Raw genomic sequence first — 13,685 nt, 5'->3', positions numbered from 1 at the left:
TTAATAACTGATTATAATTTGTTATCTTTCGTTATGAAAAATGATCTATTGGAAATTATAATTGAAAACAGTTTTATTTGATGAGAGTACTCTGAGGGATACTTCTAGATACTGGGTTGAGGGTGGAATTAAACTTGGTCTTGATGATGAGCTAATTGAGTTAAATGAGCAATTTTTTGAGCATATACAAGCCAGTAGGAACTATGGGGATTTCTTAAAAAGGGAAAGTCTTACAACTTACATTGGGGTTTGTGAGGATGATTGCGAGCATCCAAATGTGGTTGCTTCGGTAGGATTTCATCGTCGTGGGCGCGAAGTAACGCTTAAAATTTTCGATATATACCTTAGTCCACAGCTTGATAGTTTGGTCGGTTCGAATTATGATGCCAAACATGCAGAATATTTGATCTTCATTGTTCAAACATTCTTGCAACATGCAGAAAGCTCTGGTAGTGCTACTAAAATTTATGCTCGCACTGATCATAGTCAGGCTTTTTTGCAAGTTTTACATGAAGCGTCAAAAATTATCCAACAGGAGTTGGATGAGGCAGGACTAAAAGTCGAATTCGAGGGTAAGCGCTGGCTTGCCTTTCGGCGTAAATAATCAAGCAGACAGGTGATCAAATTATGAACGTTATTTCATTGCACAATCATGTTCAAATTTCTCAAAAACAAAAAAAAGAAGTGAATGATCTTGTTGCAAAATGCTTTGAAATCGCAGCTCAACGTATGGGTTCTATGCGCGGTGTATTGCAGGGTGATATGAGTACTGTTTCGGTATCTAAATCAAGCAAAGCCGCGTAAATATCTGCCCTTCGCAAAACAAGACCACTCTTCGGAGTGGTTTTTTTGTGCTGGAATTAGTATCTTGTCCTAAACAGAAAGGGATTGGATATGAAAAAAATTATTTTATTGGCTTTGATTGTAATGGGAACTTTTGCCCATGGGCAGGATGCAAGCTTTCAGCACGAAATAATTCTTGCGGATGGTTCTTTTACAAGCATTCAAAAGCAAGCAAAGCTAAAAAAACAAATAGACCCTTCTGTTGAACAAGAGTTTTGCGAAGCTGCATCTCGATTTGCAAAAAGCACATTTAATGCTCGACAGCGTGGGGCTCCTGCCGCACAAATGTACAAAACAATCGATGCTAAAGACGAGAATGTTAGAAAAGCAATGCAGCATATTATAAATGATGCATTTCAATACCCTATGGGATTGAATGGCAAAGATTTAGATAAGGCATCCGTGGAATATGCTAATAAGTACTTTTTAGCATGCATGGCCTCTTAAGAGTATAGTTACAAACATAACCGCCTTCTGGCGGTTTTTTATTGCCTGAGGAAAAGTTATGGCAGCAGCATCCCTTGGTCGATTGACCCTTGATTTATTGGTAAAGCTTGGCTCCTTTGAGCAAGGTATGACCAAAGCTGAGCGCAAAACCAAACAAACCACCGACAATATGAATAAGGCCTTTGCAGGGTTTAAGCAACAGGTTGTGGATGCACTGGGCGGCACCCAAATTGGTTCAGTAATAGATAATTTTACCGGGAAGCTAGGGTCGGTGAGGGGCGGAGTCTTATTGGCAGGAGCTGCGCTTGCAGGGATGGCTGTTGGTGGTACTGTTATCGCTATGGGTGCTCTTTCTAAAATGGCAATAGAAATAGCCAAGACAGACGCTCAACTTCAAATATTGGCTAATCGTGCAAATACAAGTGTTAGGAGCTTTCAAACCCTTGAACATGCAGCATTACAGTTTGGTGTGTCTCAAGATCAGTTAGCCTCTATACTTGCGGATACACAAGAAAAACTAGGAGAATTCTCTGCAACGGAAGGCGGGGGTGCTGCTGATTTTTTTGATGCATTAAAAAACAACACCAAAATGACTGAAGACCAAATACGGTCTTTTGCTAAAACGCTACAGGGCAAAGATGGTATTGAGGCGATTCAAGCCATTAGTGACAAACTAGATACTTTGGATGTATCAAAACAAGAGCGAAGATTTGTCTTTGAAAGCCTGGCTAGTGATTTGGGTAATCTTGCTCCAGTTTTTGCTGAAAGTGGTCAGTTGCTCAAAGAGTATGATGAAGCCTTGGAGCAGGCCGGCGTATTGAGATCTAAAGAGGCTATGGAGCAATCTAGGGTGCTTGCTGCGCAAACCCAATCACTACAAACACGTTTTGAAGGATTTAAATCCCAGCTAGCAACCCAAGTGATGCCAGTGCTAAGCATTTTGCTTTCCCACTTTCTAGAAGGTAGTAAAAATGGCGCTCAATTCAATACCACACTAGCTGCGGTAGGCACAATTGCAAAAGGTGTTGGTGCTGTGGTTATTGGGGTGGCTGGTGCAATTGAAATCATCATTAATCAAATTAAAACCTTTTTGGCTCAATCAAAAAATATTGGTAGAACCGCCATGGCTGTCTGGAATGCAGACGGTTTTATTGGGAAGAGTATGGCGCTTGTGGGTGGTATTACGGGTTCTGTAGGTATTGCTCAGCAGAGCATCACAAGTTCTTTTGCTGTCCTAGATAAAACAGTTCGCGGTGCAGCGAGTATGTTTGATTCAGCAGCCCCTAAGATGGATAATCTGGCCGAGGTTTATTATAAGGCCGGAGCGGCGGCTAATGAAGCTTCTAGTGGTTTAAAAACTAACACCAAGCAGGCTGAAGAAAATGCCAAGGCATCTGAAAAGGCGGCAAGTGCAGCGGAAGAGCATGCAAAAGAGTTGGAGCGAGTTAGGCAGCAGCAAGCGCGCGAACGAGATCAAATTACCACAACCTACTCGACTGAATTTGAAAATATAAACTCGACAGAGAATGATGAGTTACTGCGTATTCTAAATGCCGGTTTTACGTCTGCGGATCAATCTAAGTTTACCAATTTAGCAAAAATGCGATTTGATGCTGAACGTGCAGAATACTTTAAATCCCTTAGTCTTGAATTAAACGAATATAAGTGGAGCGAACTGAAAAAGCTCGAATATGCGTACCAGCAAGACCGTGAGATTGCAGAAAACAGTACAAAATTTAGCGGTGTGGTTAAGGAGGCAAAGCTTAAATTTCTCGATGAACAGTATGCTTATCAGAAAAAACAGCTTGAAATTAATCAGGCCAAAGAGTTGCTTCAAACAAAACAACTTTGGATGTCTGCATCTGAATACGCTGAACAGTATTACGCATTAGTGCGGGAGGAAATTCTCAATACTGCAAGCTATTCCCCTGAAACTAAAGACGCAATGATCAAGCAGGCAAACATGCAGCAAGGCATGGAGCAAAATGCGGAGCGTGAAAATGTTTGGGCGGATTATCAATATCGTTTTGAGCCCGAGTCTCAGTACCAGCGAGATATTGATCTTTTAAAAGAGGCTCGTGATCAAATGTTGATAACTGAGGAAGAATATCAGCGTGATCGTATTGCCCTACAAGCTGGCTATGGTGGTGAATATCTTAATTCTTTAAGTGGTTTTTTTGGCTCAATGCTGGGTAAATCGTCTAGTGCGTATCAGGCATTATTCTTTGCTCAGAAGTCTTTTTATCTTGCTCAAGCGGGCATGAATGTCTGGAAGTCTGCCTCTGATGCATATGCCAATGAGCCAGGTACTGTATGGCAAAAGATGGGAGCTGCTGCACTCGCAACTCTTGAGTCGGGATCTTTCTTATCACTAATCGAAGCTGCAACACCTATGGGTATGGCCCACGACGGTATCGACAACATCCCGAAAGAAGGTACATGGTTGCTAGATAAAGGTGAACGTGTTGTTGATAGTCGAACGAATGCTGATTTGAAAGGCATGATTGCCAATCAGAAGAATGGTAGTGGGGATGTAAATATCACTGTCAATGTCACCGACTCAGGCGTAACAACACAATCTAATCAGTCAGATCAGAAGCAACTCGGTCAAATGATTGGCAATGCGGTTCGTACGGTGATTCGTCAAGAGCAACGTCAGGGCGGGTTATTGGCGAAGTAAAATACCTTAACTTTCCCAAAATCATGCATTACTATAAATTGGCTGAATTTTCAGCTAATAATGCATGAGGAAACAAAAATGAAAGATGGAATTTATTTCGTCCAATTCAAAAGTAATATTCAGGATTTCGGTACAGGCACTGTCGTTGTTCAGAATAAAATCATCAATGGTGGTGACTTTGGGTTTTCTTATAAGGGAAAAATCGAAGGCGATAAAGTAAACCTTGATATTCAACAGCACGATAGTTCTGTTTCATCGGTTATGGGGCAAGCTTCACAGCATGATCTGAAGTTAAATATTCAAGAAACTAGCAATGGTTATAATTTGGTTGGTGGTAGTGATTTTGCTCCAGGGGTAAAAATCACTGTAGAGGCTAAATTTATTGGTGATTTATTGGTTTAATTTTTAAGTAAAAGAAAGGGCGCATTAGCGTCCTTTTTTATTATCTAAAGGATAAGTAAAATGAAACAATTTCTAAGCAATGCATTTATTAAATTTTGCGTAAAATATACAGGAAAGAGCCAACAGCATTTAGCTAAAAAATGGGGCTTTTATTATTTTCTAACTCGCTCAAAAACTAAAGCCTACTGGCATACTGTTTTCTCTTAATGTCGCAACCTCATGCAAGAAAAAGCGACATGCACATAAGGCGGAGTTGTGCCCGTCAACTAATTCATAAGCCCGTTCTTTTTAGGACGGGTTTTTTATTGAGCAAATTATGAAAACGATAATGGCTATATCGCTAGCCCTAGCTATTTCCCTAATCCTATACGCAGCCTCTTTCTTAATTAACCCAAGTCACTACAAAATTTTCGTAGTGGCTTTTGTTTTTGGGCTGAGCTGCTCATTCTTATTGAGGTACAAAAAATGAAAGCAATTCAATTTAAAAAAACAGGCACATTTACTGGCAATGATGAGGAAATTCAGGCTCTTTTTGGTGGTCATTTTTGTTATATGGGAAAGGGTCGCTTAAAGGATATTGAAATGTACTTCGAGCGAGGAAGTCAAAGTTTACCAATTAAATTCAATGACTGGATTGTTGAGCTTACTGGAGTCATTTTGGTTCTAGATGACATGCAATATCAGGCGCTTTTACTGGAAACAGTAATCGTTAAACCACAGTCAGAACCAGCTAAAGACCTTGGTCAAATGATCAGTGATTCAATTAAGGCTGCGATCAAGAAAGACCAGCAACGAGGTGGATTACTTGCTGGCAACAAGTTTTCAGAAGGTGGCTACATCAAACCTCCATACATCACTGAAATGGAAAATCAGATTAAGGCGCTTTCAACTATGGTTTCAGCATTGGATTGCCGCCTTAATGTCCTGAGTGGTGGGAAATGAGCAACCAAAAATTCACCTGGTGTAATGACCTAGACAGCAACTCCCAAACCTCAAGCTTTAAAGTTCTTCAGTCCAGTTTTGGCGATGGATACACACAGCGAACGAGTGTTGGGATTAACAATCGGTCAGGCACTTGGGCATACAAAAAGACTGGCAAGAAGGCTTTGATCTTAGAGATTAAAGCCTTTTTTGATGCACATAAGGGATCTGACTCATTTCTATGGGATTCGCCTTTAGATGGCGAGGTTCGCGTAGTAGCAGGTGACTATATGCCAGTCAGTTTAGGTGGTGATGTCTGGTCAATCTCCACTACATTCACCCAAGACTTTAAACCTTAACTTCAATCAACTTTATGCCCTCAATCGAGGGCTTTTTTGTGGGCGTAAATTATGGCTAAGCAAACTATTAATCAAGGTACAGCACCAACAGGCGCAGGCGGTGATACTTTCCGAACAGGCTCGGCAAAACTGCAAGCGAATGACAATGAGCTTTACAACTATCTCGGCGATGGTACGAATTTAAATAAATTAGGTACTGCTGCTTTTAAAAACACAGGCACTCAAGCTGGAAATGTGATGGAGGTAGGTGCGTTTGGTTTGGGGTGTAAGAGCACTGATGGCTTGGTTGTTAAAAGTAAAACATTTTTAGATAACATGGATAATTGGCGATCAGGTCTAGATTGTTATGATGATCCATCCTTACCGAGTGGATATGGCAACGTGCTACGATTGGGCTTTGGTACTGAGGAGGCAAATCGCTGGTTACATGATTTGTTTTTCACAACAGGAGGTGAATTATATTTACGACATTCAACCAATAGCGCCATATTTGGTGATGCGGTCGCTTTCTTGAGCCGAAGAAATACAACCGTTGATTCTAATGGTTTTGTCAAAGCAGCATCACCGATTGTGAAGCTTTATTCTGAAAAAATAGATTTAAATAAAGAAGCTATCCTGCAAGATATTATTTTTGAAAAAATTGGTGTTGGTGATTATTTAATTAAGCGTTCAACAGGTTTTGCGCAAGAAGGTTGGTATGTTGAAACGCCAAAAGACGCTAATGGAAATTCATTGGTCGCTGTAGTCTATGAGCAGCTCGAAAACCAAGATATTTCCGTTAAAACCTATAAGAAAAAGTTTGATATAGAGACAGCCTCAATTGTTGCCGATCTAGAGCAAGCCATTGATATTCCTGTTGGCCGTTGGATTGATATTCGACTGCAAGAATTACCTCAGCCTGAATTTGTGCCACCTGTATCCAATACGCCAGCAAGTTTCCAACCTACAGGTATTTCACAAGCGGTTTCGGAGATGATGAATGGCACTGAACAGTGATTTCCAAAAACTCTATGTCGATGGACTGATTACGCTATTTGAACTCGATGCTCGCGCTTTAGGTGCGGGCATTTTACGTTTTCACGGCCATATTTCATATGAAGATTGGGAGCGTATTTATAGCCTGATTGGTTCAGATGGCTTGCTCGGGGACACAACTCAATTAATTGGTGAAGTGTTCGAGAGCGGTGAAAACAAAGTCTGGATGCGAAACATCATCTGGCAAGGTCAAGCCTTTGAGCCGATGGCTTTGGAAGTTTCAGGTTTGGAGATGCGCTCAGATGGTAAAGCATCAGCACCCACTTTAAGCATGGCGAACAATATTGGTGGCATTCATGGCGCAATTTCAGCTTACTGTTTACAGTTTGGTGATTTTGCAGGTGCAAAGCTCAAGGTCATTACCACACTAGCCAAGTATCTTGACGCTGAAAACTTTAGTGCGGGCAATGCATCCGCTTCAAATGAAGCAAAAGAACAACTTTGGTACATTGAACAAAAGACTTCCGAAAATGCCAATGCTGTGACGTTTGAGCTTTCAAATCCAATCGACTTTGAAGGCTTAAAAATTCCAGTTCGGCAGATTTCTAATTACTGCCACTGGTGCGCGATGGGTAATTACAGGGGGGAAGAATGTCAATTTACAGGTGCAGCCATGTTTACAGATAAAGACGAGCCAACGGACAACCCTGCGCTAGATCGCTGCTCTGGCCGACTGTCTTCATGCCGTATTCGCAATAATGAAATCCGCTTTGGTGGCTTTCCAGCGTCGAGTTTAATGTGATGAAACTAACCGCAAAACTTAAAAAAGCAATCCAAGCACATGCTGTTGAAGTTTATCCAAGTGAATGCTGCGGTGTGATTGTGAATAAAGAATACATCCCATGCCGAAACATTTCAGACAATAAAGATCAGTTTGAAATTCATCCTGAAGATTTAGCGAAAGCCGAAGATATGGGTGAGATTCAGGCTTATGTGCATTCACATCCAAACGCTTCAGCACGCGCATCCGATATTGATTTAATTCAAATTGAGTTGCATCAAAAGCCGTGGGTGATTTGCGCTTATCCCGACATTGAATTTCAAGTGTATGAGCCATGCGGATATAAAGCGCCTTTGGTTGGTCGCAACTATATTCACGGCATACAAGACTGCTTTGCCATTGTTCGTGATTTTTATCAGCGCGAGTTGGGTATTTATATCCCAGACTATGAGCGTCAAGACTTGTGGTGGGAGTCTAAGGAGAATCCCTCGCTTTATCTTGATAACTTTGAGAAAGAAGGCTTTGTTGAAGTGGATCAGCCGCAATATGGTGATGTCTTGTTATGTCGAGTCGGACGCACCGAGCATGTTAATCATGCGGTCATTTGGTTGGGTGATAACGGTATGCTGAAATCTGAAAAGACCGAGCCTTGCATTGGGTCAGCACTTATTTTGCATCACCCGTATGGCCGTAAATCCGTGCGTGAAATCTATGGTCCACAGTGGCAAGAGCGAGTTGCAAAGGTGGTTCGATATGCTCAAAACAATTAAGTTATACGGCATTTTAGCCAAAAAGTTCGGCAAAGAGTTTCGGCTCGATGTAGAAAATACCCGTGAAGCCATGCGTGCTTTATCGGTTCAAGTACAAGGCTTTGAACACTTTATGCTACATGCGCATGAACAAGGTTTAGAGTTCGCAGTATTTCAAGATGAGCAAAATATTTCTGAAGCCGAAATTGACATGAACACAAGCGCCAAAGTGATTAAAGTAGTGCCAAAAGTAAAAGGTGCGGGTGGTGATGGGGGTATCATACAAACTGTCTTGGGTGCTGTCTTGGTTGTAGTCGGGGTTCTGGTCACCATTGGTACCTTAGGTGGTGGTGCGCCATTAGGTGCTGCTTTGATTGGTGCAGGTATTGGTATGATGATTGGTGGTATTGCTATGATGCTCATGCCCAAGATTGATAATCAAGACCAAAACCAAGACGGCAACAAGGCCAATAAAGGCTTTGGTAGTGCAGTCACAACAGTTGCACAAGGCAATCCAGTGCCAGTTTTGTATGGTCAGCGTGAAGTCGGCGGCTTTATCGCAAGCGCTGGACAATACCCAGAAGATTTAATGTAAATATTTAAAAAACACAGGCGCAATAAGCGCCTTTTTTATTGTCTAGGGAAATGTATGAACGCAGTAATTAAAGGCGCAAAAGCAGGCAGTGGTGAAGCAAGAAAGGCGGTAATCGCACCCGATTCAGCACAATCTAAAACCTATATTAAAATTTTGTATGGCTTATCGGAAGGTGAAGTCGAAGGCTTGGCGAATGGTTTACAGTCTGTTTATTTAGAAGAAACGCCACTTCACAACCCGAATGGTGGATCAAATTTTCAGGATATTCAGTTTGATTTTCGACATGGTACGAACGATCAAACACACATTGAGGGTTTTCCTGATATTTCGTCTGAAACAGCGATTAATGTCGAATTGGTTTCTGGCACGCCTTGGGTTCGCGCTATCTCAAATACCGATTTAGATGCGGTGCGTGTTCGCTTTAAGTGGGGACCATTACGCCAACAAAATGCCGATAATGGCGATGTAAGCGGCATCACGATTCGTTATGCAATTGATTTGCAGACAGGTGGTGGCACATGGGCAGAAGTTTTAAACACTAAGATTTCAGATAAAACCTCAGCAAACTATGAACGCTCACACCGTATTGATTTGCCAAAGTCCGATACTGGTTGGACTATCCGTGTCCGTCGCATAACACCGAGCTCAACTTCAGAATATATCAGTGACAAAATGTATGTGGATGCACTAACAGAAGTCATCGACCTAAAGTTAAGCTATCCGAATACCGCCATGCTTGGCTTGCAATATGATGCTGAAACATTTTCTAATGTTGCAAAAGTTGCAGTCGATTTAAAAGGGGTTAAGCTTCAGGTTCCATCAAATTACGATCCAGTGACGCGTACCTATGCAGGCATGTGGGACGGCACATTCAAGCGTGCTTATACCAATAACCCTGCATGGATTTATTACGACATTTGCACATCAAAACGCTATGCTTTGGGTGATCGATTAATGGCTGCAATGCTGGACAAGTGGTCTTTATATCGCCTTGCCCAATACTGCGACCAAATGGTGAATGATGGCAAAGGTGGTCAAGAGCCACGCTTTACTTGTAACGTATATCTGCAATCTACCGAAGATGCTTATGTAATTCTCAGTAAACTGGCAGGCGTATTCCGTGCAATTTCTTATTGGGACGGCAATTCAATTGTCTGTGATGCTGATATTCCACAAGACACTTACTTCACCTACACTCGCGCTAATGTCATTGATGGCATGTTTGAATATTCGGGCACTCGTGCACGCGATCGACACACTGTTGCAAAAGTGGCTTGGGATAACCCTGCGAATCACTATAAAACTGAGTATGTCTATGTTCGTGATGAAGCGGCTATTGCAAAGCTCGGTGTGCGTATTGCTGAAATTGACGCATGGGGTTGTACTTCTGAGGGTCAAGCGCAACGTGCAGGGCTTTGGGCATTAAAGTCTGAGCAACTGGAAACTCGCACTGTATCTTTTAAAGTTGGTTTGGATGGTTATATTCCACAACCAGGTAAAGTAATTGAAATTGCAGATGAGCTTTTTGCAGGCCGCGCCAACGGTGGGCGTATTTCTGCTGTGAGTGCTGACCGCAAAATTATCACCTTAGATCGTGATGGCGTGGTGTGTCGTGCAGGTGATCGACTGGTTGTAAACGGTGAAAATGGTAAAGCGCAAACTCGAATCGTGTCATCAAAAATTGGCCGCAAAGTCACAGTCACAGTGGCGTTTGATAGCGTTGCTGCTGAAAATGTTTGGGTCGTTGATGCGCAAGACTTAAAAACAATGAAGTTTCGCGTCATGAGTATTACTCAAGACGACAAACATCAGTTTTCAATCACTGCACTACAGTATGAATCAGCAAAATATGATGCTATTGATTTCGGTGCTTTCATTGATGAACGCCCAATTTCAATCATTAATCCGACGACTCAAGCACCTGTCACCAATGTTTTAATTTCATCTGAAAACATGGTACAGCAAGGCTTGTCTGTTGAAACCATGCTGATTACTTGGGATCAAGCGCAAGGTGCTACAAAGTATCAAGTGGAATGGCGCAAGGATGATGGCAACTGGATTAAATTGCCAATTACAGGCAGTAATTCGGTTGAAGTACAGGGCATTTATGCGGGCAACTACGAAGCGCGTGTTACTGCGATTTCAGCATTTGATATTGCTTCTTTACCGACTTATTCTGTTTTAACAACTCTATCTGGCAAACAAGGATTACCGCCAGCGTTAGCAAATATTGCTGCGACTGGCATCTTATTTGGCTACCGTTTAAATTGGAATTTCCCTGCGACTGGTGCGCTCGATACCGCTTATACGGAAATTGAGATTGCAAGCACTGCAAATGGTGCCAATGCTGCGCAACTTGGGCTTTTCGCATACCCAACAAACAGCCACGTCATTCAAGGAATGCAGCCAAATCTAACACGTTATTTCCGTGGACGATTGATTGACCGCATCGGGAATATTGGCCCGTGGTCGCAATATACGAATGCAACCACATCGGCCGATGCGTCTGCTGTACTTGATATTTTGTCAGGCAAAATCACCGAGTCACAATTACACCAAAACTTGCAAACCAAGATTGATAAGATCGACACAATTGCAGGTTTGGATGGCGACATTGGTAATTTGATTGAAAATATTAGTGCTGTTCAAATTCAGACAGATCAAATCAGTGATGAACTTGCTTTGGAACATCAACAGCGAGTTACAGCAATTCAAGACTTAGACGATGGTTTAACGCAAGAAGTTTTAGATCGTAAGAATGGTGAAACTGCAATTTACGGCTACGTGAACACTTACAAGCTCAGCAATGACAATGCGCTCGCTAGTTTTCAGGATAGTCTTGATATTGCATTATCTGATTCATCTTTAGCGATTGAACAAACTCAAGCGTTAGATGGTCGGGTGAAAGTTGCAGAAGATGATGCTGGTAATGCCTTGTTCAACTCAGCAGGTGCTTTGCAGAAAGCCAATATTGCTATTGATGACACAAGAGCACTATCAAGTCTTGTGACCGAAGTTAAAGCAGTTGCAGAGCAATCAGCAGATACAGCAGACATAGCGGCAGCAGGAGCAGCCATCGCATTAGAAAAAGCAACCGCATCAGCAGGCAAGTCAGACGCGAATGCACTCAAGATTGAGGAAATTACTGTCGAACTTGGAACTAAAGCCAGTACAGGCGCATTGACTCAAACCAACGCTAGTATTGCTGAAGTTGACGACAAGGTTAAGGCAAACACCACTCGTCTTGACGGTGTGTATGCACAGGTGTACCCCGACCTAATCGGATCAACCGAAGGGTTTATTGGCTCAACAGGTCTTGCGGGGACATGGACTTTACAATCAGCAGTGATTGAAAATGACATGGCTTTGAGTCAGCGCATCGACACCACTGTTGCTGAGATTAGCGATACAAAAGCACTGGTTCAAAACGAAGCTTATGCAAGAGCGCAGGAGAATGAGGCACTATCATCTCGCATTAACACGCTAAAAGTTGATGTTAAGGGGAATAGGGCGGCAATCAAAACACTGGAAACAGCGCGATCGAATGACAATGAAGCCTTTGCTGGTCGGTTCGATACACTTCAGGCAAGCACAAAGACTGCGCAAGATACGGCAGATGATGCTCTTGATAAAGCCGACACTGCAACACAAAACATTGCAACTATTGAGCTTGAGCAGGGTGTCTTTACTGACAGGCTTGATGCAATCGGTGGTGAGATTAAGACAATTCAAGGTTATGTGGACGGTCAGCAGACAGGTATTGAAGTTGTTAGCGCTGTTGGCGACCTAAACAAGCTCAAGAATGAGATTGCAAAAGCTCGACTTGATGAGGACATCGCCAAGCTGCAAGGGCAAGCCGCAGCACTCACTTCAGCAGTAAATAGCTATGATGCAAGAATTGCTGAGATAACAAGTAAGCGCACAGCAGAGCAAGCAAAGGCGGATAAAAATCAGGAGTTAATTGATCTTTATACAAGCCAAATCGCAGAGCTAAACGCTGCTAAAGTTGATGCAAATGCACAGAAAGACGCTATTTCTTCGCAAGTTGCACAAATCACAGCAGATAAAGCAAGGCTAAACTCACTTGTTCTGACTGAAAGTAAGATTAAAGCACAACACACAATCAAGCTTGATAGCGGTGGAGTGATTTCGTCTTACGGCTTGGCGGTTGAGGAAAGCGGAGGTACGAATTACAGCAACTTTGTTATTCGTGCTAACTCGTTTGCTTTAGCGGGTCCAGCTAGCGAGGGAAGTACACCTTACTACCCATTCATTTTCCGCACTACACCCTACACTGATCCTTTAACAGGCACGGTGTTTCCAGTTGGTGCTTACTTGAAAACTGCTTTTATGGATTATGCATCAATTAAATTGGCGCATATTGATACAGCGAGTATTGGGAGTTTGAGTGCTGTTAGTGCCAACTTAGGTACGTTTGTCTCAGCGAGTGAAAATGGTAGCACTACTATTTCAGGTGAGGAAATTACTGTTAAAGATGCTGCAGGAAATATCAGGGTGCGTATTGGAGTGTTCATATGATTAACACAGGTATCGAGATTGGCGTCAAAAGTGGGACGCTTAGTGTATTTCAGGGTGTGCTACCAATGTCCTACATTGATGAGGAGCGCACACTGCCTAATATTAACTCTAACGGAACTTCAGCGTCATATGATTTCAGCATACCGAGTCATATTACAGTGCCGATGTTCTACGTTGTAATGGATGTTACAGGGGGTTATCTATACGATTTTCAGCACTTGGGTGGTACATCTTGGCGAATAAACTTCTATGGAATAAAAACATTCAATTTGGCTACGGGCGAAGTCGCACAGTGGGCTGAACCACTTGTTAAGGCGGGAACAAAGTTCATTATTGGAGGGCAGCGTGGTTAAGTACTTTGAGATACGCAACGATAACGTGAATGTTGTTATTG

At 42.4% G+C, this 13,685-nt stretch carries 13 protein-coding genes; all 13 read left to right on the top strand.

What is annotated here, in order from left to right; translation table 11 throughout:
- The first annotated feature begins 61 nt into the window (after positions 1-61).
- The 13 genes from AC4CUZ_RS17650 to AC4CUZ_RS17590 all read left to right on the top strand — a co-directional run bounded on the left by AC4CUZ_RS17650 (position 62) and on the right by AC4CUZ_RS17590 (position 13,644).
- Positions 62-604, top strand: a complete 543-nt coding sequence (locus AC4CUZ_RS17650; protein WP_490747975.1) for a hypothetical protein — start codon at positions 62-64, stop codon at positions 602-604.
- Between the two features lie 23 nt (positions 605-627).
- Positions 628-804 (top strand): hypothetical protein, encoded by a 177-nt coding sequence (locus AC4CUZ_RS17645; RefSeq protein ID WP_490747974.1) that lies wholly within the window; start codon positions 628-630, stop codon positions 802-804.
- Between the two features lie 90 nt (positions 805-894).
- Positions 895-1,290, top strand: a complete 396-nt coding sequence (locus tag AC4CUZ_RS17640) for a hypothetical protein (RefSeq protein WP_490747973.1) — start codon at positions 895-897, stop codon at positions 1,288-1,290.
- Between the two features lie 58 nt (positions 1,291-1,348).
- Positions 1,349-3,970: a hypothetical protein gene (locus tag AC4CUZ_RS17635; RefSeq protein WP_490747972.1), complete on the top strand. Its 2,622-nt coding sequence runs from the start codon at positions 1,349-1,351 to the stop codon at positions 3,968-3,970.
- A 78-nt stretch (positions 3,971-4,048) separates the two neighbouring features.
- Positions 4,049-4,372, top strand: coding sequence for a GrlR family regulatory protein (locus AC4CUZ_RS17630; RefSeq protein WP_058952014.1), 324 nt, complete (start codon positions 4,049-4,051; stop codon positions 4,370-4,372).
- Between the two features lie 465 nt (positions 4,373-4,837).
- Entirely contained in the window at positions 4,838-5,314 is a 477-nt protein-coding gene (locus tag AC4CUZ_RS17625; protein ID WP_490747971.1) for a hypothetical protein, read from the top strand.
- Positions 5,311-5,652: a phage tail protein gene (locus AC4CUZ_RS17620; protein WP_490747970.1), complete on the top strand. Its 342-nt coding sequence runs from the start codon at positions 5,311-5,313 to the stop codon at positions 5,650-5,652. The genes AC4CUZ_RS17625 and AC4CUZ_RS17620 overlap by 4 nt, the downstream gene beginning before the upstream one ends.
- A 51-nt stretch (positions 5,653-5,703) precedes the next feature.
- Positions 5,704-6,648 carry a phage tail fiber protein gene (locus tag AC4CUZ_RS17615; RefSeq protein WP_490747969.1) on the top strand — a complete coding sequence of 315 codons (945 nt, stop codon included), beginning with the start codon at positions 5,704-5,706 and terminating at the stop codon, positions 6,646-6,648.
- Positions 6,632-7,429, top strand: coding sequence for a phage minor tail protein L (locus AC4CUZ_RS17610; protein WP_490747968.1), 798 nt, complete (start codon positions 6,632-6,634; stop codon positions 7,427-7,429). Before AC4CUZ_RS17615 ends, AC4CUZ_RS17610 begins: the two co-directional genes overlap by 17 nt.
- The gene (locus AC4CUZ_RS17605; protein ID WP_490748082.1) at positions 7,429-8,178 is read left to right on the top strand and encodes a C40 family peptidase; all 750 of its coding nucleotides are present in this window, start codon (positions 7,429-7,431) and stop codon (positions 8,176-8,178) included. The genes AC4CUZ_RS17610 and AC4CUZ_RS17605 overlap by 1 nt, the downstream gene beginning before the upstream one ends.
- Entirely contained in the window at positions 8,162-8,752 is a 591-nt protein-coding gene (locus AC4CUZ_RS17600) for a tail assembly protein (RefSeq protein WP_490747967.1), read from the top strand. Before AC4CUZ_RS17605 ends, AC4CUZ_RS17600 begins: the two co-directional genes overlap by 17 nt.
- Positions 8,753-8,806: 54 nt before the next feature.
- Positions 8,807-13,291, top strand: a complete 4,485-nt coding sequence (locus tag AC4CUZ_RS17595; protein ID WP_490747966.1) for a TipJ family phage tail tip protein — start codon at positions 8,807-8,809, stop codon at positions 13,289-13,291.
- Positions 13,288-13,644 carry a hypothetical protein gene (locus AC4CUZ_RS17590; RefSeq protein ID WP_490747965.1) on the top strand — a complete coding sequence of 119 codons (357 nt, stop codon included), beginning with the start codon at positions 13,288-13,290 and terminating at the stop codon, positions 13,642-13,644. The genes AC4CUZ_RS17595 and AC4CUZ_RS17590 overlap by 4 nt, the downstream gene beginning before the upstream one ends.
- Positions 13,645-13,685: the final 41 nt, after the last annotated feature.

It is taken from the genome of Acinetobacter sp. 789_lipA, assembly GCF_058242845.1.
The sequence above is the reverse complement of the archived record's forward strand: the minus strand, read 5'-3'. Positions and strand labels throughout refer to the sequence as shown.

What these genes read in the sequence shown, in the direction of transcription:
- AC4CUZ_RS17645 (WP_490747974.1), top strand. Translation starts at nt 628, where the DNA reads ATGAACGTTATTTCATTGCACAATCATGTTCAAATTTCTCAAAAACAA.
- AC4CUZ_RS17640 (WP_490747973.1), top strand. Translation starts at nt 895, where the DNA reads ATGAAAAAAATTATTTTATTGGCTTTGATTGTAATGGGAACTTTTGCC.
- AC4CUZ_RS17635 (WP_490747972.1), top strand. Translation starts at nt 1,349, where the DNA reads ATGGCAGCAGCATCCCTTGGTCGATTGACCCTTGATTTATTGGTAAAG.
- AC4CUZ_RS17630 (WP_058952014.1), top strand. Translation starts at nt 4,049, where the DNA reads ATGAAAGATGGAATTTATTTCGTCCAATTCAAAAGTAATATTCAGGAT.
- AC4CUZ_RS17625 (WP_490747971.1), top strand. Translation starts at nt 4,838, where the DNA reads ATGAAAGCAATTCAATTTAAAAAAACAGGCACATTTACTGGCAATGAT.
- AC4CUZ_RS17620 (WP_490747970.1), top strand. Translation starts at nt 5,311, where the DNA reads ATGAGCAACCAAAAATTCACCTGGTGTAATGACCTAGACAGCAACTCC.
- AC4CUZ_RS17615 (WP_490747969.1), top strand. Translation starts at nt 5,704, where the DNA reads ATGGCTAAGCAAACTATTAATCAAGGTACAGCACCAACAGGCGCAGGC.
- AC4CUZ_RS17610 (WP_490747968.1), top strand. Translation starts at nt 6,632, where the DNA reads ATGGCACTGAACAGTGATTTCCAAAAACTCTATGTCGATGGACTGATT.
- AC4CUZ_RS17605 (WP_490748082.1), top strand. Translation starts at nt 7,429, where the DNA reads ATGAAACTAACCGCAAAACTTAAAAAAGCAATCCAAGCACATGCTGTT.
- AC4CUZ_RS17600 (WP_490747967.1), top strand. Translation starts at nt 8,162, where the DNA reads ATGCTCAAAACAATTAAGTTATACGGCATTTTAGCCAAAAAGTTCGGC.
- AC4CUZ_RS17595 (WP_490747966.1), top strand. Translation starts at nt 8,807, where the DNA reads ATGAACGCAGTAATTAAAGGCGCAAAAGCAGGCAGTGGTGAAGCAAGA.
- AC4CUZ_RS17590 (WP_490747965.1), top strand. Translation starts at nt 13,288, where the DNA reads ATGATTAACACAGGTATCGAGATTGGCGTCAAAAGTGGGACGCTTAGT.